The sequence below is a fragment of the Levilactobacillus cerevisiae genome, assembly GCF_003946245.1.
Classification (GTDB): Bacteria; Bacillota; Bacilli; order Lactobacillales; family Lactobacillaceae; genus Levilactobacillus; species Levilactobacillus cerevisiae.
The window spans coordinates 116,745-137,713 of record NZ_RHNN01000009.1 but is presented as its reverse complement, the minus strand read 5'-3'; the positions used below and the strand labels follow the sequence as shown (position 1 = coordinate 137,713).

Here is a 20,969-nt window from a genome sequence, read left to right as displayed (position 1 = left end):
CATTCTTTGATTATACAAAAATATCCGTTGCCAGTAATCAAATTCATTTGATTACCAACAACAGATATTTTAGAACCCTAATTTACCACAACCTGCACTAACGCATTTGACCCAAACCAAAAAGCCCCGCCACCGAGCAGAAACCCGGTGGCGGGGCCAAACACAAAAGCACGAATCAATAAAACTTATTTCTCTTCAAAACCTTCCGAAGCCGTTTCAGGATAGTTAGCCCGAACGATTGCGGCACAGCGTGCACAGAAGTGTGGGTAATCAGAATCGCTCCCAACATCTTCCTTGATCAACCGGCAACGTTCGCAAACTTCGCCGGCAGCGGCCGTAACCTTAACCGCCATGTTGCCAAAGGCTAACGCGTCGGCTGGAGCTTGGTCCAACTTAGCAATGTCTAAGCCGGAAACCAAGAGGATTTGTTGGACGTTAACGTTCAGCTTGTCCAGCATGGCTTGCGTGTCGTCGTCCACGTACAAGTCCAGGTGGGCTTCAGCGGCCTTCCCAATCAACTTGGCATCCCGGGCTTCTTCCAAAGCCTTCAGGACGTGGCTCCGCAAGGACATGAAGCTGTCCCAAGCAGAAAGGTGGTTGTCGTCTTCAACTTCGTTGGCATCGTCCATATCCATCACAACGGGCATTTCTGCTAATTGCACGAAGTCTTCGGGTTCCTTTAAGAAGTCCCAAATTTCTTCGGCCGTGTGCGGCAAAATTGGCGTGATCAACTTAGTCAAGGTTACCGCAATTTGGTAGAAGACGGTTTGCATGGAACGCCGGGCAGCGCTATCTTCAGCCTCAATGTACAAGATATCCTTGGCAAAGTCGAGGTAGAAAGCAGACAGGTCACTCACGACAAAATTGATCAGTTCCTTGTAGATATTCAGGAAGTCAAAGTTGTCGTAGTGGGCCTTCACACTCTTAGTAAACTCATTTAATTGATACAGCATGTGGCGGTCAACGGCCGTCAGCTGATCAAAGTCGACTGCGTCCTTTTCGGGATCGAAGTCACTGGTGTTGGCCAACAAGTAACGCATCGTGTTCCGCAACTTCTTGTAGCTGTCGGAAATTTTCACGAACGATTCCGTTGAGACCCGCACATCGGCTGAGGTATCCACGGAAGTTACCCACAGACGCACGATGTCAGCACCCATCTTCTGGATGATTTCGTCAGGCGCAATTGTGTTCCCAATGGACTTGGACATCTTGTGTCCGTCTTTATCCAACGTGAATCCTTGTGAAACGACCTGCTTGTAAGGCGCCTTACCGGTAGCGGCCACACTAGTGATTAAACTAGAGTTAAACCAGCCACGGTATTGGTCGGAACCTTCCAGGTAAAGGTCAGCTGGGAAGTCCAGGTAGTCCCGTTCGTTCAGAACACCCTGGTGTGAAGAACCGGAATCAAACCAAACATCCATGATGTCGGTTTCCTTCGTGAACTCGCCATTTGGTGAGTGTTCACTGGTAAAGCCTTCTGGCAAAAGATCTTTGGCGTCCCGTTTGAACCAGATGTTCGACCCGTATTGTCCAAATAAGTCAGCCACGTGGTTGACCGTTTCTGGTGTGATGATGGCCTCGCCGTCTTCACCGTAGAAGATTGGCAGTGGCACACCCCAGACCCGTTGACGGGAAATTACCCAGTCGCCACGGTCCTTGATCATGTTTTCCAAACGACGCTTACCCCAATCTGGTTGGAACTTAACGTCTTGTAAGGAATCCAGAATTTCGTCACGAATCTTGTCCACGGAAGCAAACCACTGTGGCGTTGCCCGGAAGATAACGGGCTTCTTGGTCCGCCAATCGAATGGGTAACTGTGCTCGTAAGGCATGTACTTGAGCAACGCATTGCTGGCCTTCAGCTTGTCCAGGGCGATTTGGTTGGCGTCTTCGTAGAACACACCTTCAAAGTCTTCCCCAGCTTCAGCGGTCATGTACCCTTGGTCGTTCACTGGTACTAACACGGGCAGGTTGTAGAGCTTGCCGACGTTGAAGTCGTCTTCCCCTAAACCAGGTGCCGTATGGACCAGACCAGTCCCCGTTTCAGTCGTTACGAAGTCACCCAGCATCACGACCAACTTCCGGTCAGCGATAAATGGGTGTTGGGCGGTAATGTTTTCCAGGTCTTGCCCCTTCACCGTCTTCAACACTTTGACATCTTCCCAACCGAAACGTTCGGCATTTTCGGCAACCAATTCACTGGCTAACACGAATTTGCGGTCTTCGCCAGCGGGTTGAACCACGGCGTATTCGATACCAGCGTCAATGGTGATCCCTTCAGAACCAGGAATCGTCCAAGGCGTGGTGGTCCAGACAACCAAGTAAGTGTTGGAATCCAAGACGCCCTTGCCGTCAACGACCTGTTCGCCGTAAAAGGCGGATGGTGACGTCACATCGTGGTATTCAACTTCGGCTTCAGCCATGGCTGATTCGGAGGACCAAGACCAGTAAACGGGACGCTTACCCTTGTAAATCAACCCGCGCTTCGCAAATTCACCAAACACACGAACTTCAGCGGCTTCAAATTCTGGATTTAACGTCAAGTAAGGACGGTCCCAGTCAGCAGCGACGCCCAAACGTTTGAATCCATCTCGTTGCAAGTTAACTTGCTTCAAGGCGTAATCACGACATAAGTCCCGGAAGTCAGCGGTCGACATCTTCTTACGATCGTAACCGGCCTTCGTCAGTTGTTGTTCAATGGGCAGGCCATGCGTATCCCAGCCGGGAACGTAAGGAGAGCGGAACCCATTCATGGACTTGTAACGAACAATGATGTCCTTAGAAATCTTGTTCATCGCGTGCCCCATGTGGATTGGACCGTTAGCGTAAGGAGGCCCATCGTGCAAAATAAAGCTTGGCTTCCCCTCGTTTAATTTTTGCCGGGCTTCGTAAATCTTGTTTTCTGCCCAAGCAGCTTGCCGGTCAACTTCTTTGACTGGTAAGTTACCACGCATTTTGAACTTGGTTTTACCCAGGTTCAGCGTATCTTTCACTCGCATACCGTATTTCCTCCTTGTATTATGTTCCTCGGTTGGGTGAACCGGTGAGCTCAAGCCGCTCCTGGCCTCAGCTCACCGGTCAACCTGACCGTCATTATCTGATTGTGTTAATTCTAGGTTGGTGGTACCTGGCCGCCTTACCGTTGCGCCAGCCCCGGGAGCACAAGCCATGGGGCGTTCTGAAGCCTGAGGAGCGGTCTCCAGAAGCACCCTTATGCTAAGCGATAAATCGCTAACCATAACGACACGGCTAGACTCCCAATGCTGGCTCCACTCTCGGCTAAGTTAGAACGCTGCTTGGCACATGGTGTGGCCGGTCAAATTGACCAGTAAGTCAGTGTCCACAGCAGCTTAGCAGCAGATTCAGTCGCTTACTCTCAAATGAATTGGCATGCTATCATCTTCACCTACCAAATTGTGAAAAATGGGACTGGAACGCTGGTGGCAGGACGTCTAAAGCCAAAGAGCGGTCTTTAGACTCGCTGAGCCCATTTTCACAACCTTCCCGGCTGACACTAGTCGTTGCTTGGCACACGGTGTGACCGGTCAGATTGACCAGTGAAACTGTGTCCATCACGACTAGCTATCTCCAAGTAACCTCACTCGACGTAACCCCAGCGCACAACAGAAACGCTACAACGCACTTGTTGCTGTTTATTTTGACCATTGTGAGTGACCAGAGGTGGCTCAAGAGTCCCAGCTGTGTCGATGGTCTTAACCAGGGTTCCCCACCTGGTTTAGACCATGGGATGACCTTGGAAACTCGCGACCTTCGAGGTTTCAAGTCAAGCCGGAAGACCGCCCCTCAGGCTGCAGGCGGCCCCACAGCAGGGACTCTTGAAAGCCACCGCCGGGAACGGACTCCAACCCGCTAAAACTAACCGCAAAGAAGTGTTTGTTGCTGCTTATTTTGGTCGTTGTGAGTGACCAGAGGTGGCTCAAGGGTCCCAGCTGTGTCGATGGTCTTAACCAGGGTTTCCCACCTGGTTTAGAGCATGGGATGACCTTGGAGACTCGTGGTTTTCGAGACTTCAAGTCAAGCCGGAAGACCGCCCCTCAGGCTGCAGGCGGCCCCACAGCAGGGACTCTTGAAAGCCACCGTCGGGAACGGGCCCCACAACGACCAAAATAATTGCAAACAAAAAACGACTTGTCGTTAGGGACGAAGTCGTTTCCGTGGTACCACCCAAATTCAGCGAGCCCCGCCAGCCACAATGGCTAAACGTAACTCACCCTCAAACGACGTAACGAGCCGTTATCGCCACCGCTTACTTTCATTGTTCAGCAGTAGAGCTTTAAGAATGATACCGGTCAAAAAGAGCGGGTCGTTAGCCTTCCACCGTCGCTAACTCGCTAGTACCTTCTTTTTGATTGGCCACTTTCTCAGTGCCTATTCTTTATCTTTATCAAATTGTGGTTGGTCGTTGTCTGGGAAAATTACAACGGTTTCGCCATTGTCGTCGCCACTATCAGTGACGGGCGCTTCAGCAACTGGCGCATCTGCCACCGGTTGGGATGGTATTGAGTGTACGCCCTGAGTCCCCGAGTTGTCAAGCCGGTCGCCGACGACCTTCTTGATTTCCTCGTAGCTGGACATGGAGCCTTCCTTCAACAAACTATCCCAATCGTTAGACTTGACCACTTCTAACTGGCTTTCCAGCATAACTTGGAGTCGTTGCCGGAAGACCCGCGTGCTCTTCTTCAAGTCGTCAGTTTCAACGGCCAGCTTCTTCGCGCGCTTCGAAGCTTCGTTCATGATCTGGTTACCCTTATTCGTTGCTTCAGAAACGATATCGGAGCTCTGCTTCTGGGCTTCGCGAATGATAATCTCAGATTCCTTTTGGGAGTTGGCTTTGACCTTGTCAGCGGCCTCTTGCGCAACCAAGATGGACTGGTTCAAGGAATCCTTCAAGTCGTTAAAGTACTTGAGCTTTTCATTGGCCGCATCCAGTTGTTCCTCTAATTCCTTGTTGTGGTTCAACGTGATTTGGTAATCCTTGATGATTTGATCCAAGAAGTCATTGACCTCATCAACGTTGTAACCGCGCATCTTTGTGCCAAACTCTTTATTGTGAATATCTAATGGACTTAATACCATTGCACTGTTCCCTCCGCATCTATTTCTGCAGCACCGCTAGGGTGACCCGAATTTTTTCCTTCTTCGTTCGCCCGCCGACCTCATCCAGCCGGATACGACCGAAGCCCCGAACGGACACGATGTCCGCAACGTCTAACTCAAAGTCGGGCTTGATTGTTTCCGCCCAGTTCAAACGAACCTTGCCGCCCTCAATCAGTTCCTTGGCACGGTGCCGGGATAAATGAAACCCTGTCCCCACAATGTTGTCTAAACGCAGTGACGACAAGGTCGCCCCCTCCGTTTCCCACTCATTCATGGGCACCAACAAATTGTTCCAAGACTCTGGTTGTAGCCGTGACTTGACGCGGCCGATGTGATCCACCTGACCCATCAAGTAATCCGCCATGCTGCTCTCCGTAATCACTTGCCAGCTCAGCCCGTCGGTTAAGATATCGCCGAGAATTTCCCGCTCGATTCCCGAACCCAACAAGGTCCCTAAAATCTGACTGTGATGAAGATTGGCAAATTTCACCGGATAATCAACCCGCAAGACCGCCAACTCGAAGTCTTTCGGTTCAGGTTCATAATAGTCCGGGTAAAATAACGCCCGCTGCATTTCAGCGTGTTCATGGCCCCCATCGAATCGCACGTGCATGTCTGCCCGACGAGCCAACGTTGACGCAATGTACACCTGTCGGGGGTTCAAGAAATGAGTGAGAACGGGGCGATATTCGTCTTGGACTTGTTGGATCCAACCGCCAATCGCGTCGATCAGCGGGGCTTCGTCCGGCCGAAAATGCTGTAAGACATTCTCATCCAACTCTTTCGCCTCCTAATGTCACGATAATATCAAACTAAAAATCATTGATTCTAACGCCGAAAGTCCATACTGGACCAGCGTTAATACGATAATGGCCACCACCGGACCAAAGCCGAGTGGACCAACCGACACAAACTCAAAGTAGTGCAGGAACGGTTCCACCAGCCGGCCGATGATCTGACCAAATTTGGACTGATAGCCACCAGGGAGCCAACTGAGTAAGGCGTACACCACGATTAACAGGATGTAGGCACTAACTGCCCAGTTCAGGACTTTAAATAGCAAAAGTACGAATTGTATCACAGCGTTGCTCCTTTATTGTGTGACTTGCGTCCCGAGGTTAGCAGCAACGTCGCCGCTAACCTCGTAATTGTGGGGGGTACACAGAAAAATCTGTTCCCCGATCCGTTTGATTTCGCCACCCACGGCATACGCGGTTCCATTTAAGAAATCCACGATACGTTGGGCCTGGGCTTCGTCCACCCGGGCAAAATTAACGATGACCGCATCCCCACCAGTAATTTGTTTTGCAATTGATTTTGCATCGGAATAGATTCGCGGTTCGCAGATCGCGATATGACTGGTATTTGGCTTTGCAGATCGCATGGCAACCACCTTTCGACTATCTACTGGTCGACTTGGGGTAGTTGGCGTTGGCTGTGACTGTGATTGGCTTACGGGCTTAGTTGGTTCATTTTCATCCGCGTAATCTTCATCATACTCGTCGTTCATTCCGAAAAACTTGCTTAGACTAAACTTCTCCGCCATGGTGCGCCACTCCTCTCAACACGAATTCTATCTGACTGCTAGTTATTTACGCCGCCGCTTGAAGAATGGGGGCGTATCTTCACTCTTGTTGTCATCCGCAGCCGAAGTGTCATTCTCGCTAGGGTTGAAGATGTTGAAATCTGGTTTGTCAACGCCAGCAAACTCATTGTTTGAGCTGCTCGTATTGCTTTGTGGTGCTGGCCAGTTGGCTGGTTCGCGAATGTCCCAGTTGCCAAATGGATCCTTTTCAGATTCCTGGCTAGCTGATTCATTGCGGGTATCAGTCGTCCGAGATTGTTGCTGACCAGCATCGGCACGACGGGCAACGCGGCTGTGTTGAGCAGCTTGACGTTCTTCCTTCTTCTTATCGATTCCAGTGGCAATCACGGTCACACGGACTTCATCACCCAGGTCTTCGTCGATGGACGTCCCGAAGATGATGTTGACGTCGCTGGTAGCGGCATCGGACACGATTTGAGAAGCTGCTTGGGCTTCAAACAAGGACAGGTCTGGCCCACCGGTAATGTTCAACAGCACTTGTTCGGCACCATCGATAGAAACTTCCAGCAATGGTGAGGAAATGGCCTTCTTGGTCGCGTCTTCCGTCCGGTTTTCACCGCTAGCGGAACCGATACCCATTAAGGCAGCCCCTTGGTCCTTCATGACCGTCTTGACGTCAGCGAAGTCCAAGTTCACGTAACCAGGACTCGTGATCAAGTCAGAGATTCCTTGAACCCCTTGACGTAAGACGTTGTCGGCTGCTTGGAAGGCTTCCATCATTGGCGTCTTCTTGTCGACAATTTCCAGTAAGCGGTTGTTGGCAATGACGATCAACGTATCCACGTTCTCCTTCATTGCGGCAACCCCTTCAGCGGCGAAACGACCCCGGCGTGGGCCTTCAAAACTGAATGGCCGGGTAACAACCCCAACCGTCAGTGCACCGCCCTCCTTGGAGATCTTAGCCACGATAGGCGCAGCACCATTACCGGTACCCCCACCCATGCCGGCAGTGACGAAGACCATGTCGGCCCCTTGCAAGGCTTCCGTGATTTGTTCTTCGCTTTCTTCAGCGGCTTTAGCCCCAACTTCAGGATTAGCACCAGCGCCAAGTCCCTTGGTTAGTTTCGGCCCGAGTTGAATTTTTGTTTCGGCCTTTGAGGATTCGAGAGCCTGCACATCCGTGTTGGCCACGATAAATTCGACACCCTTAACGTCTTCGGCAATCATCCGGTTAACGGCGTTGTTACCACCGCCACCGACACCAATCACCTTGATAACGGCCCCATTATTTTGTGCTGAATCTAGTGAGTATTCCATTTGTGTATTCCTCCATCTCGCGTTAGTCGAAGAAATCGCTGAAGAACTTCTTGATGCCTTCAGAGCGATTTTTCTTCTTTCTTGGTTTCGCTTGCTTACCCTGAGTTGATTGTTGTGGGGCGGATTGCTGTTGTTGTTCATTCTCAGCGTCCTGTTCCCGTTGACGAATCTCGTCGGTTTCATCGGCTAGTTGGGTGGAGCCCGTCAAAGCACTCTTGATGAGCAAATCAATTTCACTCAGCCCCCCAAAGTATTTCACTAGAGCCAACGCCAACGTAAAGGAAGGATGACGCAGTCCCATTTGATCCGGCACGTAAACCCGAACGTTAGCGTTAAACTCGTCCGTAGCCAAATCGGTGATGCCTGGCAGGGCCGCAACCCCACCAGTTAAGACAATACCACCGGGTAATTCAAGGGCTTGCACCTTATCCAAATTACCGCGGAGGCGTTTGAAGACCTGGTCTAACCGGGCTTCAATAATCTCTGCTAAGTATTTTTCTGAAATTGGCGTGGGTTGACTTTGACCAACCACGTCAACGGGGAACTCGTCTTCTTCACTGGCTTGCGCAGAATCAGCGTAACCGTAGTCCCGCTTCAACTTCTCTGCGCTGTCCAATGAGGTGTTCAGAACCACGGAGATATCCTTGGTGATGAACTGACCGCCCTCTTGATCAACATCAATGTATTTCAACTGGTGATCGTGAATGACTGCTGCTGTTGACTGGCCCCCACCTAAGTCAATCAGAATGGTTCCAAAGTCTTGTTCGCCGTCGTTCATGACCATCATGCCTTGAGCCATTGGATTGATGACCGTCCCCCGCAAGTTCAAACCGGCTTGTTCCACGGCTTTGCGGGTATTGTGCATAATTGTCTTGGGCCCCGTGAACAGGGTGCCATGCAGTTCGAGGCGAACCCCAACCATGCCGCGTGGATCCTTGATGCCATCAAACCCGTCAACGACAAATTCATCGACCAAAATGTCAACGACTTCCCGTTCTGGCGGTAAGCTCTGGATCAACGCTGCAGCGGATACACTCCGCACGTCACGCCCCGTAATTTCGCGCGACTGATCGTCAATGGCAATCATCCCGCTACAAGGTTCAATCTTTAACATATTTGCGGGTATCCCCACAATCACATCGTGAATTTCGATGCTGGCCTTCTCTTCGGCTTGTCGAACGGCGCGCTGAATGGCTTCAGCGGCTTTGTCAATATCCACGATCACGCCGCGGCTGACTCCATTCGAACGTTCGTTTCCCACACCAATAACGTTCATTTGCCCTTTAACATTCTCAGCAACAATGACTTTTATTGAGGTGGTTCCTATATCGAGACCGACATACATCCCTGAATTATCCATAGAAAAAGGAACCTCCTAAGTTAATTATCGATAACACTGCATGAATTCGCTTTTTCTCCTAATTATTTTTCAGTTTACCACATTTACTAGGCGTTGAAAAAGCCTTATTGACGCTTTTTATGCAATGCAATCAAAATGAAATTATTTCTTAAACGCGTATGAGTACGCGCCGACTTCCAAATTGACCACACCCTTGGCCTTCATCTTCCCGGCAATGCTGGGATAGAAGGCCATTTTCTTCGCAAAATTAGGGATGCTAGCGTACACCTCATTGCCATCATTCATGAACAAATGAATGCGGTTCGGATTCTGCTTGGTTGGCGAATCTTGAATCTCACTAATACTACTCTTGATTTCGCTATCCAACTTGGCATACTGCAAGATCATTTGGTGGAGCGTCTGGGCCTTTTTAAATTGACCGTAGACCGGCGTGCCACTCTTAGGTTGATCGACAGATTGTTGGCTCACGACGCCATTTTCCAAAACCTCATAGTACCGGTTTTGTTTCATCACGTAGCCGGCCGTCGCAAACTCCGTCACGTGGACGGTGACCTTGTTCGGCTGGCGAAAGGCAATGCTGACCGCCTTCAACCGAGAGTTACGTTTGACAGCTCGCCGGGCTAACTGCTGCTCGTGCCCGACAACTTGGAAAATCGAGTCGCCCGTTCGTACCCGGGTCGCCGTTTCCACTTGTTTCGCCGACAGGGCCTGCGCCCCGGTGACGGTAACCGTTTGAAAATGGCTTAGCGGCGATAACAGATAAACCATAGCTAGAATCACGACGGTAAAGCTCGTGAGTAAGATGGCCAACCGGCGAATCAGCTTGCGGTTACGTTGGTGCTTGAGCCGCGGTAACTTGTCGCCAATTCGTCTAGCCTTGTGAATCCACTTGGGCGCGTTGGCCCGTTTGCGTTGTTCTGCCGCTTGGGCTTGGTATTCTTCCCAGGGCGTCAGTGAGCGCTGTTGCTTTGACTCGTTGCGGTTCAAGCGAAACTTCACGACCGCACACCTCCCGTCCGCCGAATCCTGATTTGCTTGTCGCTTCGGCGGCCAAGCACAGCCGTTGTGGCTAAATTTGCCTGACCTCAGCGTATCTTTGAAAACTGACGCTTACTTTTGTTTCAAGGCTTCAACCACATCCAATACACGGTCGGCGGCGTCTGGAACCCCCAATTGCTTGGAGGCCGCTGCCATGTCCTGCCGGAGCGCATCATCCGTCATCAGTTGATCGGCCTTAGCGACCAGGGTCGCCCCCGTCAAATTAGCCTCTGTGATGATTTCCGCGGCGCCCACTGACGCTAAGGACTGGGCATTCTTCGTCTGGTGGTTCGCCGTCACGTACGGGCTCGGAATCAGGATTGAAGGAATGCCATCGGCCGTAATTTCAGCCAAACTAGTTGCACCGGCCCGGCCAACGATTGCGGCCACCTTGGGTAGGACTTCCGGCATGTTGCTGATGTAAGGTTTGACCACCACGTTAGCCGCCACGTCAACGTCCTTGAGCTGTTCCATGACGCCATCGTAACGCTTCTGCCCGGTGACAAAGACCACCTGGTATTTCCGCTGGTTAAACGTTGGAATGGCGGCTACCGCAGCAGCGTTGATCTTGGGTGCCCCCTGAGAGCCCCCAAAGATCAGCAGCGTGGGCACGTCATCTTGCAAGTCATACTCGGTCCAATTGAAGTGGCTGACGACCTCGGCGGCTTCTTGCGCCCGCGGATTCCCAGTCTTCACCATTTTGTTGGCGGGTAACTGGTCTAACGCAGCGTCGAACACGTAGGCAATCCGATCCACGTAGCGGCTCAAGAAGCGATTGGTAATGCCAACCACGCTGTTTTGTTCGTGAATCATGGTCGGGACGTGTAACCGGGCCGCAGCGTAAACCACTGCCCCTGACACGTATCCCCCGGTGCCCACGACCACGTCCGGTTTGAATTCCCGAATCATTTTCTTAGCCACATGAACACTTTTTAAGAATAAGTACATTGTTTTAAAATTTTCGAGGGACAACGACCGCTTGAACCCTTGAATCCGGGTCGCTTGAAATGGAATCCCTTTGGCTGGAACAATCGTACTTTCCAAGCCACGTTCGGAGCCCACGTACATGACTTCGGAATCCGGTTCGCGTTTCTTTAACGCCTTGATGAGCGCGAGCGCCGGGTAAATGTGCCCCCCGGTACCGCCACCCGATACCATTAATCGCATTATTTTTCCTCCTGTTGACCGGTCAGTTGCTCAACGGCCTTGATAAACCGGTCGCCCCGGACTTCAAAGTTCGGATATTGATCCCAACTGGCATTGGCAGGCGACAAGAGGACAATGTCGCCGGGTTCACTTAAATCGTACGCCACGGGAACCGCAGTTTCAACGTTTTCCGTCATTTTAATGGTTTTAATCCCAGCTTGTTTCGCCGTTTCAGCCAAAAGCTTGGCCGTTTGCCCAAATAAGACGATGGCTTTGACGTGTTCCTTAAAGGCTGGCACCATTTTTTCAAAGGTGTAGCCCCGGTCTAATCCGCCGGCAAGCAGGACAACCGGTGCCTTGAACCCCTTGAGGGCCATTTCAGTAGCTTCCATGTCGGTTGCCTTGGAGTCGTTATAATACTGCCGACCCTCAGCCTCTAACACGTACTGTGTCCGGTGCCGCACACCACCAAAGGTCCGTAAGACGGCGACAATGGCAGCCGTGCTAACCCCCTTAATCTTGGCAACGGCAATGGCCGCTAAGGCGTTTTCCACGTTGTGGTCGCCGGGAACCTTGATTTCACTGGCGGGCATGATTTTCTCACCTTTAAAGTACAACACGCCAGCTTTTTCATAGGCGCCCGCTTCGGACTGATCCTGACGGGAGAACGGCACAACTTGGGCCTTGGTGTTTTGACTCAGGTCACGCCACTCTGGGTTGTCAAAGTTTACGACGAAGTAATCGTCTCCGGTCTGGTTGGCCGTAATTTTCATCTTGGCAGCTACGTAATTGGCCCGCGTCTTGTGGTAGTCCAAGTGGTTAGAGAAAATGTTGGTCAACACGGCGATGTGGGGATGAAATTCAGTCGTGGCCACCAACATGAAACTGGACACTTCCAGCACCAGTGAATCGGCCGGTGTCACGTCCTGAACCACTTTGCTGGCTGGAATACCAATGTTCCCGGCATAAACAGCTTTGCCAGCCTTCCGGTCACGGTCGAGCATTTTTTGAATCATGGTCGTCGTGGTGGTCTTCCCGTTACTCCCAGTGACGGCAACCAATTCGGCATCGGCGACTTCACCAACCAGTTCCATTTCTCCAATCACGGGAATCTTTTCGGCCAGTGCCCGCTTAACCACGGGAACGTCATAAAAGATGCCGGGATTCTTAACGATGTAGTCATAACCAGGATCCAAGAGGTCAGCGGTCTGTTCGCCAGTAATAACGGTAAAGCCATCCGCCTTTAAGTCCTGTGCATCCTGATTTTCAGCCAACGGTTTCACATCACTGACGGTCACCTGTGCGCCCAACCGCTTCAACAAGCGCGCTGCATTAACCCCACTCTTGGCTAGTCCCAGGACCAACACTTTTTTGTTTTGATACGTCGTGATTTGTTTCATAATAACCGTTCGCTCTCCATTCTTATGCTTTTGATTTTATTCTTTAAATGAACTTGAATTGTGTTGAAACAGATGGCGGTGAAGTTACCGCCTGCGGCTCTTGATGGTGTTTTATCTGCCAAAAATCGGTTGCAAGCATAGCGCACTGATAAGTGTCACTACTCTATTTGAATGGTCATTGTCCAACACCACTTATCATTCCCTAAACAAACACTAACAGTAAAATGATTAGCAACCAAATGATTAAACAAGACAGTCCTGCCGCATAAAATCAATGCAGCAGGCCAAAGGCCAACCAGACAAATAAAAACACCTAACGAACTAGAGCGGTGGCCCATCTTTAGCTTCACGGTCCCACACTAACTTCAGCGAAGCCGGACAGATACAGAACCCCCGTGTCGAGTCTGTAGGTTGGCGAAAGCCAGCCGTACAGACTGGGACGACTTTGAGACGCCGTGGGTTCCGGCGTCTCAAAGCGAGGCTGAAGACCGCACTATGGCTTCAACCGGTCCCCACAGGGGTGGCGTATCTGTCCGGCGAAGCGACCAGCCTCGCCAGTATAACAACCAGGGAAGCTAAAAATGGGCTACCTGCGGCGACTTGCGAGCGGGATAGCCCATCAGTCGTCCGTCTACTTCGGCAAAATAACCCAAACTCCAGTAACGGCGGTAACCAAACTAATTCCCCAGAAAGTCAAATCAATCTTCCATTCACTCCAACCCTTCATTTCGAAGTGGTGGTGAATCGGACTCATCAGGAAAATTCGCTTGCCCGTTAACTTGAATGAGGCAACTTGCAAAATAACACTCGCCGTCTCAATCACGAAGATCAACCCAATCCACAGCAGTGACAATTCGTGGTGCAACAGAATTGAAACGGCTGCTAGCGCACCACCTAAGGCCAAAGACCCGGTGTCACCCATGAAGATTTTGGCTGGCTTGTGATTAAAAATGAGAAAGCCGAGAAGACTGCCGACTACGGCAAAACAGAAGATAGCAATGTTAATCTGTTGCTGTTCCCAGGCGATTATTCCGTATGCGGCAAAGGAAATGCTAGCCAACCCACTCACCAAGCCATCGAGGCCATCGGAGAGGTTCACGGCATTACTAAAGCCGACTAACCAAATAATCACGAAGACGGCGTACCAGCCACTCATGTGCCAGTTACCCATCCCCGGAACGTGCAGGGCCATGGGGAGTCGTTCGTGGGTGTACACCCAGAATAAAATCAACGCCCCCACAATTTGGCCCAGCAATTTCTGCCAAGCTTTCAAGCCTTCATTTTGCCGGTGGAACAGCTTAATACTGTCGTCCCAGGCACCCAAAGCCCCATAAAGGACCAGGATGAATAGCAAAATCCAGGTGGTCGACAACAAATGGTGCGGTGCCATGATCCAGCTAGTTGCCAGTGTCATGACGGCGATGGCAATAATGAATAACAGGCCACCCATCGTTGGGGTCCCTGATTTCTTTTCGTGCCAGGTCGGGCCTTCGTCTCGAATCATTTGGCCTTCGTGCCGCGCCCGGAAGTACCGGATTAGGGACGGCATAAATGCCGCCGTAATTACAAATCCACCCAACAGTGGCAAAATCACATTCATCATTGTCCTACTCAATCCTCATTCTCATTTATTTTGTTTCAAAGTAACCGTGAGACCAGCACCCGAGCCGACAGTGGTTCCTGCCTTCACACTTTGCTTGGTCACGTACCCGTCACCGGACACGGTCAGTTTCAAACCTTCTATCTGTGCTAATTTTACCACATCACCCTTGGACCAGCCGGTTAAACTTGGTAAGGCAACCGTACCACCCGTCTTCAAGAAAATCCGTTGGCCACTGTAAAGCGTTGTTCCAGTCTTCACGGACTGGCTCAAGACCTTACTACCGGTCCCCAACGTGGTGACCGTGGCGCCAATCTTGGTCAACGCCGTCGTGGCACTGGTTGTTGCTTTACCGGTCACCGCTGGCATCTTGGCGCTACTGGTACTCTTCGTTTGTGCATCTTCTTGTAAGGCACGGGCCATCACTGGTTTCATGATCGAAGCCAGTAACTGTGTCGCGGTCTTACTCCCCAAGTGAGGTTGTTTCATGGTGATGTACATCACGTATTTCGGATTGCTTGCGGGCACCATGGCGGCGACGGAATACAGATAACTGTCGTCACCGGTCAAATACCCACTCCCATTACTGACTTGCGCGGTACCGGTCTTAACAGCGACCCGTTCCCCGCTCATCTTGTAGTCACTCCCAATACCATAACTCTTATAGACAACATCTTCCATGTGTTTCCGAACCGCTTTAGCCGTTTTGGCTGAAATGGGGTTACCCACCTCTTTCGGCGAGTACTTAGCGACCGTCTTGTTGGTGTTCGGATCGGTCACCTTACTAATCACGTAAGGCTTCATCATTTTCCCATTGTTGCTGACGGCGGTCAATGCCTGGAGCATCTGGAAGAACGTGACTTGAATCCCTTGACCAAATGACGTGTCGGCCTGTTCGATCGGCCGTTTAAAAGCAATGCTCCCGGTCAATTCACCTGGCAAGCCGGAATTCGTGCTCTTCAGGAAGTGGAACCGGTTGATGTATTTCCGCCAGGTCTTGGCACCCATCTGTTGTTCCAGGTGCGCCATGGCCACGTTACTGGACAGCGCAAACCCCTTGTTATAGGTAATCGTTCCCCAACCAGAGGTGTTCCAGTCTGGAACAGTCTGACTGCCGATCGCGTATTTCCCAGATTGGTAGGTCGCGTTCCCGTTGTAATTGCCGCTATCGATTGAGGCCCCCAGCGTGAAGACCTTCATGGTTGACCCGGGTTCGTAGGCATCCTGAACCAAGGTGTCGCGCCAAATCTGGCTCAATCCAGCCTTGGTCGACGCGTTAAACGTTGGCCGTTGGGTTGCCGCTAAAATGGCCCCCGTCTTGGCATTCATCAGGACGGCGTTCATCGAGTTGGCCTTAACCTGACTCTGAACGCTACTCATTTCCGTTTCCAGCAGCGTCTGTAACCGGGTGTCCAAAGTGGTGTAGACGTTGTCGCCGTTCTTAGCCTTCTTGGACTTTTGCTTAGTCCCAGGCAACTGGTAACCGTACATATCCTTCTTGATTTTCTGCGATCCATTTGTCCCGGTCAGTTGTTTGTTAAACGCCTGCTCGAGGCCCATAGTCCCGGTTAAGGTCGTTTCACCAGACTTGCTGGTCTTGGACTCGGCTAACCCAATCAGGTGGGAGGCGAAGATGCCGTTAGGGTACAGTCGCGCTTCCTGTTGAACAAAATTGACCCCGCTTAAATGGGCCTTCTGGATGTTCTGCTTAGTCGTCAACGAAATGTTTTGCCCCGCCGTTCCAAATTCAACCTGGAACGTGTTCTTATTGCTAGGGTTCAACGCCTTGAGCGCCTTCTTCTTGGTGATTGGTAAATACTTGGCCAGGACCCGCGCAATCTTTTGCTTGTTGGTTGCGTACAGCTTCTGCCCGTTCAGGCCAACTTGCCGCTTATCCAGCACCACGTAAATGGAATACACACTGGTATCTTCGGCAATCGCCTGGCCGTTGGCATCATAAATGGTCCCCCGTTTGGCTTTGAGGGTCTCGTTAGCGGTGTACAGCTTCTGGGCCTGGCTACTCAAATTGACGTTCTGAATGCTTTTACCAATCGCAATATACGAAAAGCGGCAAACGACAAAAATAAACAACACGCAGATGGCGTAAAACAGAAACCGCCCAAAACTCTTACGGTTCCTGCTAGGTTGCTTATTGGTCGTTTGACGCTCGTGGGAATCTTTCATTATTTGTTTACATTCCTTATTCTGGCATTTTGGAGACTCAAGCCTTGTTTTTTAGCAATTTTATCAAGACGGCTCCGACTCTGCAACTCATTAATCTGTTGCTGCGCATTCGTGTTGTGATTCTGCACGGTCGTAATGCGGCTGTTAATGCTCTGCAAATTGTGCTGTGCGTTGGTCGTCGTAATCTTGGCGGACACAACACAAACCATCATGACGGCCAAGACTAGACCGCACGCGGTTAATAAGCATTTTTCAAATTTTGAGATCGGCAACTTGTGGCTGTTGGGATGCTGCTGCGGATTAAGCTGCGGCTGAGCCTGTCGTTGGGGTTGTTCTATGTTTGGGCGTTGTTGGGGTTCCGCACTGAGGGGAACCGCTTCAGCTAAATTATTTTGCGCCATAAATAATCATCTTCCTATGTCGAATTATATGAATTTGTTTGACTACTTAATTTTTTCTAAAATTCGTAACTTTGCGCTGTGGGCGCGGTGGTTCACCGCAAGTTCTTCCTCAGACGGCAAGATAGGCTTGCGATTGACGAGTTGATAATTAGGTTGCAGGTTGTCCGGAATGACGGGTAACCCCTGCGGTAAGTCTGGCAGGGAGGAGTTTTCCCGGAACATGGTCTTGACCAGGCGATCTTCCAAGGACTGGAAGGTAATCACGCTGACCCGACCGTTCAAATCAATTAACGATATGGCCTGTTCCAATGAGTCCTCCAGGGCCCCCAGTTCGTCGTTGACGGCGATACGGATAGCTTGGAAAACCTTCTTGGCAGGATGGCCACCGTGACGACGAGCCGCCGCGGGAATACCTTCCTTGATGATGTCGACCAGTTGGCCGGTGGTATCAATCGGGGCCGTTGCCCGGTGCCGTTCAATGGCCCTGGCAATCGGCTTCGCAAATTTTTCTTCGCCGTAACGGTGGAAAATTCGCATGAGGTCGTTGAATTCCCATTCATTGACCACAATCCAGGCCGTTAACTTTTGGCTCTGATCCATCCGCATGTCTAACGGGGCGTCGTGCTGGTAGCTGAAACCGCGATCTGCCTCGTCAAACTGTGGTGAGGAAACCCCCAAGTCATACAGGATGCCATCGACTGCGGTAATCCCCAGTTGATTGAGCTGTTCCTTGATGTCCCGAAAGTTGCTCTTGATGAAGGTTAATTTACCCTCTTCGATGTATTTTTTTAAGTGTTCTTGGTTATAAGTAATGGCCGTTTGATCTTGGTCAAAGGCGTACAAGTGACCGGTCGTCAGTTGCTCTAAGATTCGCTCGCTGTGACCGCCGCCACCGAGAGTGCAGTCAACGTAGATACCAGTTGGCTTAATGGCTAATCCAGCCACCGCTTCTTTGAGCAAAACCGTTACGTGATGAAAGTTTTCCATAAACACTCTCCTTTCCTAAACGCTACATGCCAAAATCAATGAGATTTTCAGCAATATCGTCGAAGTCTTCTTCTGCCGTGGTAGAGAAATCCTGCCACCGTTCGGCGCTCCAAATTTCAAATCGGTTAGCAACCCCGACAATCACACATTGTTTAGTTAACGCTGCGTGGTCTCGGAGTGATTTGGGTAAATTGATCCGGCCCTGCTTATCAAGCTCACATTCCGTCGCTGCTGAATAGAAGAACCGGACAAAGGCCCGGGCGTCCTTGCGATTAACTGGCAAGGCTTTCAACTTTTCTTGCAGCGCACCCCACTCTGGCATTGGGTAGCCGAATAAACAGCCATCCATCCCCCGAGTGACGACAAATTGCTCGCCTAATTGCTCCCGAAACTTGGCGGGAATGATCAGCCGGCCTTTGGTGTCGATAGAATGTTCAAACTCGCCCATAAACATAGCCAATCACTCCCATTTGTAACTATCACCAAGTTTACCACACCCCCCCACTTTCTACCACAACGTTTCCGAATTTTTATAAATTTCCCCACAAAACTTAAAAAAGCCACGGCGAACACCTGTTCACCGTGGCTTAGAGCGTTTTATAACGCTTACTTAAAATGAGTTGATAGTCAAAAAAATTAATATTTATGCATAAATCTAGCTAATTACGAGTAAAAAACAGATAATGAATCCGGCGGTCCAATACAAGTCGGTCAATCGCCAGAATGTCCGGAAAAAAGTGCTGTAAAGTAACTCTTTGTTGTGTATCGCCTGCAAAAGCGTCACCCCGATACCAATAGCCATCCAGCCAATGATTAACCAGGGGATGATCACGCCCGCGCCGGCCGGAATCAAAATCAGTGACCCGACAATCAGCAGCGGGGTCATCAGATCCCAGGTGTTGAGTTGTGCCGGCCAATGCTTGCGGAACAGCCGCTTGATTCCCCGGATGATTAGCCAGCCGATGACCAGGATGGCCAATGTTCCAGCTGGTGATGTCCAAAACGCCATGTCGCTTCCCCCTACTGCTTCAATGTTCTTGACTTTGCATTTGCTTAAGTTGCATGAGTGATTAGGTTGTGAATAATTGGCCACCTGCGGCTTCCAGGGACTCCGCCTGCTATGGGGCCGGTTCCAGCCTGAGAAACGGGCTTCCACCTCGACTTGAAGCCGTGATAACCCGCACGTCTCCAAGATCGTCCCGTGCTGTAGTCTGAGAAAAGACCTCAGACAACACCACCGACACAGCTGGCTACGTCCCTGGCTTCCTTCGGCTCTTGACTGTGCTTAACTAGAACGTAGGCTTAGAACCCACGTCAACGCCACATTGAACGTTGTTGACTACCATTACGAAATGCCCATTCATTGTAGCAAGTCAACGCCTTATCGTTTTTGCTCTCCTAGAATTACCTGAACAATGATGACTCCGTTTAATTATAGGGAATTCTCCTAGTCGTTGCAATCGCTGGTTGGCACATCACAAAATTTTTAACCTTTTTTACAACCGTCAAAATTATCATGGACTGATGCACGATTGATTTCAACTGCGGGAATCTCTAGCCCCACTGTAACGGGAATTACATGCCATTACCGCAGGCGGAAAAGATGTAGCCGCATTCAACACCTAGTTGTTGATACGAGCAATGTAAGCGTGAGTGAGCCAAATTTAGGTTCAGCCGTGGGATTTTTCAAGTGGGTTTGCTTGGAAAATGGTGACTTTGAAACGCGATTTGGGCGGTTCAACGCGAGCTGGCAGACCACTTTTCAGGCTGGTAGCGTCCTGCCCACAGCGTTCCGACCTAAATTTGGCGAACGGCAAGCCGGCAGTTACACACAATGTTGTCGCTTTCAGCCTAGATTTCTACTAGAAGTTTTTTGCGTGGCGGTTGCAATTCAAGCCTTGCCACGGTAAACTAATTGAGTAATCTAGACGCAAAGAGGTGGCTACTCCCACATGGAAAAAAAGAAAAAATCAACATTCCAAAAAATTACGAACGTGTTTGTTTGGATCATGATTATCGCAACCATTGGCTCACTGGTTTTCGGTGCCATTTCGTCACTTGGCTTAATGGGCTAATCCCAGTCTCGTCGTCGCATTCACTTGAATGTTGGCGGCTTTTTTTCTGCCTTGAGAACCACCCGTTGTGAAAAACCACGGGAACAACAACGTTGGCGAGTAAATTTTTCTATACGTGCCTCTCTCCAGCACAACCCGCAACTCGCATAAATCAGCGTGTAAACGAATATTAATTAATTTTGTATCCATTCTGAGTTGATTGCTTGACGGCTGGGTTTTTAATCGCCCGTTAAGTCAGTCACTTAACTTATTATTTGGTTCACAAACTTTAAAAACGTGATCACGCCCAATCCCTTTCGACTGGTAGTGACCACGTTTTTTTGTTATTTACACGCTGCTAGTTCTGCTAACAAATCCTTAATTACCGCCTGGTCCGGGCTTGGTTCCGCGATGGCGACCACCAGTTGTTCCCCCAGCGAGACGATGGGTTCTCCCCGCTCATCCGTTAGCAAGGCGCCGTACAACCGCATCAAGGTCTGTAACGTCTGAAAATCCGTCTCCCATTCGCGATTGGCTCGCGCTGTGCTGAGCAAGGACTGAACCAACCGCTGAATATTGTTTTTTACCCGTTGCCGTGTCAGCCGTTTTTGCTTGCGCTCCTGATATACGGGCAAAAACAACGCGACCACGACTGCCAGGAGCTCGCCCACCGCTTCGAACCAATCCGACCACGTTCCCAATTCCATGCAAAAAGCCTCCCCCCACTTAGTCATCAGAATACGCCTGATGACTATGACCACCAACGAATTAGGCGGCCTGGGAGAGACTAAGTAAAGACATTTGAATTACAAATCCCA

At 50.5% G+C, this 20,969-nt stretch carries 18 protein-coding genes and 1 pseudogene; 1 reads left to right on the top strand and 18 read right to left on the bottom strand.

What is annotated here, in order from left to right; translation table 11 throughout:
* Window positions 1-185: 185 nt before the first annotated feature.
* The 16 genes and pseudogenes from ileS to EKM99_RS05975 all read right to left on the bottom strand — a co-directional run bounded on the left by ileS (window position 186) and on the right by EKM99_RS05975 (window position 19,106).
* Window positions 186-2,999 (bottom strand): isoleucine--tRNA ligase, encoded by a 2,814-nt coding sequence (ileS, locus tag EKM99_RS06050; RefSeq protein ID WP_125581873.1) that lies wholly within the window; start codon window positions 2,997-2,999, stop codon window positions 186-188.
* A gap of 1,390 nt (window positions 3,000-4,389) precedes the next feature.
* Window positions 4,390-5,097, bottom strand: a complete 708-nt coding sequence (locus tag EKM99_RS06045; protein WP_125581871.1) for a DivIVA domain-containing protein — start codon at window positions 5,095-5,097, stop codon at window positions 4,390-4,392.
* Between the two features lie 19 nt (window positions 5,098-5,116).
* A complete protein-coding gene (locus EKM99_RS06040; RefSeq protein WP_125581869.1) occupies window positions 5,117-5,896 on the bottom strand; it encodes a YlmH family RNA-binding protein in 780 nt (259 codons plus the stop codon).
* Window positions 5,897-5,914: 18 nt separating this feature from the next.
* A complete protein-coding gene (locus EKM99_RS06035) occupies window positions 5,915-6,199 on the bottom strand; it encodes a YggT family protein (RefSeq protein WP_125581868.1) in 285 nt (94 codons plus the stop codon).
* Between the two features lie 12 nt (window positions 6,200-6,211).
* Window positions 6,212-6,664, bottom strand: a complete 453-nt coding sequence (locus EKM99_RS06030; RefSeq protein WP_125581867.1) for a cell division protein SepF — start codon at window positions 6,662-6,664, stop codon at window positions 6,212-6,214.
* 42 nt (window positions 6,665-6,706) lie between these two features.
* On the bottom strand, window positions 6,707-7,981 hold the full coding sequence (gene ftsZ / locus EKM99_RS06025; protein ID WP_125581866.1) for a cell division protein FtsZ: 1,275 nt from the start codon (window positions 7,979-7,981) through the stop codon (window positions 6,707-6,709).
* A gap of 22 nt (window positions 7,982-8,003) precedes the next feature.
* Window positions 8,004-9,341: a cell division protein FtsA gene (gene ftsA / locus EKM99_RS06020; protein ID WP_125581865.1), complete on the bottom strand. Its 1,338-nt coding sequence runs from the start codon at window positions 9,339-9,341 to the stop codon at window positions 8,004-8,006.
* 141 nt (window positions 9,342-9,482) lie between these two features.
* The gene (locus EKM99_RS06015; protein ID WP_125581864.1) at window positions 9,483-10,340 is read right to left on the bottom strand and encodes a cell division protein FtsQ/DivIB; all 858 of its coding nucleotides are present in this window, start codon (window positions 10,338-10,340) and stop codon (window positions 9,483-9,485) included.
* Between the two features lie 111 nt (window positions 10,341-10,451).
* Window positions 10,452-11,546 carry an undecaprenyldiphospho-muramoylpentapeptide beta-N-acetylglucosaminyltransferase gene (gene murG, locus EKM99_RS06010; RefSeq protein WP_125581863.1) on the bottom strand — a complete coding sequence of 365 codons (1,095 nt, stop codon included), beginning with the start codon at window positions 11,544-11,546 and terminating at the stop codon, window positions 10,452-10,454.
* Window positions 11,546-12,937, bottom strand: a pseudogene (murD, locus tag EKM99_RS06005) (UDP-N-acetylmuramoyl-L-alanine--D-glutamate ligase); the annotation flags it as partial. The pseudogene murD and the gene murG, both read right to left, overlap by 1 nt.
* A 619-nt stretch (window positions 12,938-13,556) precedes the next feature.
* Window positions 13,557-14,528: a phospho-N-acetylmuramoyl-pentapeptide-transferase gene (gene mraY / locus EKM99_RS06000; RefSeq protein ID WP_164511536.1), complete on the bottom strand. Its 972-nt coding sequence runs from the start codon at window positions 14,526-14,528 to the stop codon at window positions 13,557-13,559.
* A gap of 21 nt (window positions 14,529-14,549) precedes the next feature.
* Window positions 14,550-16,709 carry a penicillin-binding transpeptidase domain-containing protein gene (locus EKM99_RS05995; protein WP_125581859.1) on the bottom strand — a complete coding sequence of 720 codons (2,160 nt, stop codon included), beginning with the start codon at window positions 16,707-16,709 and terminating at the stop codon, window positions 14,550-14,552.
* A complete protein-coding gene (gene ftsL, locus EKM99_RS05990; protein WP_125581857.1) occupies window positions 16,709-17,110 on the bottom strand; it encodes a cell division protein FtsL in 402 nt (133 codons plus the stop codon). The genes EKM99_RS05995 and ftsL overlap by 1 nt, the downstream gene beginning before the upstream one ends.
* Window positions 17,111-17,152: 42 nt before the next feature.
* Window positions 17,153-18,097: a 16S rRNA (cytosine(1402)-N(4))-methyltransferase RsmH gene (gene rsmH / locus EKM99_RS05985; RefSeq protein ID WP_125581855.1), complete on the bottom strand. Its 945-nt coding sequence runs from the start codon at window positions 18,095-18,097 to the stop codon at window positions 17,153-17,155.
* A 22-nt stretch (window positions 18,098-18,119) separates the two neighbouring features.
* Window positions 18,120-18,551, bottom strand: a complete 432-nt coding sequence (gene mraZ, locus EKM99_RS05980) for a division/cell wall cluster transcriptional repressor MraZ (RefSeq protein ID WP_125581853.1) — start codon at window positions 18,549-18,551, stop codon at window positions 18,120-18,122.
* A gap of 201 nt (window positions 18,552-18,752) precedes the next feature.
* A complete protein-coding gene (locus tag EKM99_RS05975; RefSeq protein WP_125581851.1) occupies window positions 18,753-19,106 on the bottom strand; it encodes a DUF3397 family protein in 354 nt (117 codons plus the stop codon).
* Window positions 19,107-20,049: 943 nt separating this feature from the next.
* On the opposite strand from EKM99_RS05975, the gene EKM99_RS05970 reads away from it, so the two are divergent.
* The gene (locus tag EKM99_RS05970) at window positions 20,050-20,172 is read left to right on the top strand and encodes a DUF4044 domain-containing protein (RefSeq protein WP_125577081.1); all 123 of its coding nucleotides are present in this window, start codon (window positions 20,050-20,052) and stop codon (window positions 20,170-20,172) included.
* Here EKM99_RS05970 and EKM99_RS15780 read toward each other — a convergent pair.
* Together EKM99_RS15780 and EKM99_RS05965 are read right to left on the bottom strand one after the other, a co-directional pair.
* On the bottom strand, window positions 20,161-20,361 hold the full coding sequence (locus EKM99_RS15780; RefSeq protein ID WP_164511535.1) for a hypothetical protein: 201 nt from the start codon (window positions 20,359-20,361) through the stop codon (window positions 20,161-20,163). The genes EKM99_RS05970 and EKM99_RS15780 overlap by 12 nt on opposite strands.
* A gap of 134 nt (window positions 20,362-20,495) precedes the next feature.
* Window positions 20,496-20,858 carry a hypothetical protein gene (locus EKM99_RS05965; RefSeq protein ID WP_125581849.1) on the bottom strand — a complete coding sequence of 121 codons (363 nt, stop codon included), beginning with the start codon at window positions 20,856-20,858 and terminating at the stop codon, window positions 20,496-20,498.
* Window positions 20,859-20,969: the final 111 nt, after the last annotated feature.

What these genes read in the sequence shown, in the direction of transcription:
- ftsZ (WP_125581866.1), bottom strand. Translation starts at nt 7,981, where the DNA reads ATGGAATACTCACTAGATTCAGCACAAAATAATGGGGCCGTTATCAAG.
- EKM99_RS05995 (WP_125581859.1), bottom strand. Translation starts at nt 16,709, where the DNA reads ATGAAAGATTCCCACGAGCGTCAAACGACCAATAAGCAACCTAGCAGG.
- EKM99_RS05970 (WP_125577081.1), top strand. Translation starts at nt 20,050, where the DNA reads ATGGAAAAAAAGAAAAAATCAACATTCCAAAAAATTACGAACGTGTTT.
- EKM99_RS05975 (WP_125581851.1), bottom strand. Translation starts at nt 19,106, where the DNA reads ATGGCGTTTTGGACATCACCAGCTGGAACATTGGCCATCCTGGTCATC.
- EKM99_RS05965 (WP_125581849.1), bottom strand. Translation starts at nt 20,858, where the DNA reads ATGGAATTGGGAACGTGGTCGGATTGGTTCGAAGCGGTGGGCGAGCTC.
- mraZ (WP_125581853.1), bottom strand. Translation starts at nt 18,551, where the DNA reads ATGTTTATGGGCGAGTTTGAACATTCTATCGACACCAAAGGCCGGCTG.
- ftsA (WP_125581865.1), bottom strand. Translation starts at nt 9,341, where the DNA reads ATGGATAATTCAGGGATGTATGTCGGTCTCGATATAGGAACCACCTCA.
- mraY (WP_164511536.1), bottom strand. Translation starts at nt 14,528, where the DNA reads ATGATGAATGTGATTTTGCCACTGTTGGGTGGATTTGTAATTACGGCG.
- EKM99_RS06030 (WP_125581867.1), bottom strand. Translation starts at nt 6,664, where the DNA reads ATGGCGGAGAAGTTTAGTCTAAGCAAGTTTTTCGGAATGAACGACGAG.
- rsmH (WP_125581855.1), bottom strand. Translation starts at nt 18,097, where the DNA reads ATGGAAAACTTTCATCACGTAACGGTTTTGCTCAAAGAAGCGGTGGCT.
- murG (WP_125581863.1), bottom strand. Translation starts at nt 11,546, where the DNA reads ATGCGATTAATGGTATCGGGTGGCGGTACCGGGGGGCACATTTACCCG.
- EKM99_RS06045 (WP_125581871.1), bottom strand. Translation starts at nt 5,097, where the DNA reads ATGGTATTAAGTCCATTAGATATTCACAATAAAGAGTTTGGCACAAAG.
- ileS (WP_125581873.1), bottom strand. Translation starts at nt 2,999, where the DNA reads ATGCGAGTGAAAGATACGCTGAACCTGGGTAAAACCAAGTTCAAAATG.
- ftsL (WP_125581857.1), bottom strand. Translation starts at nt 17,110, where the DNA reads ATGGCGCAAAATAATTTAGCTGAAGCGGTTCCCCTCAGTGCGGAACCC.
- EKM99_RS15780 (WP_164511535.1), bottom strand. Translation starts at nt 20,361, where the DNA reads ATGGATACAAAATTAATTAATATTCGTTTACACGCTGATTTATGCGAG.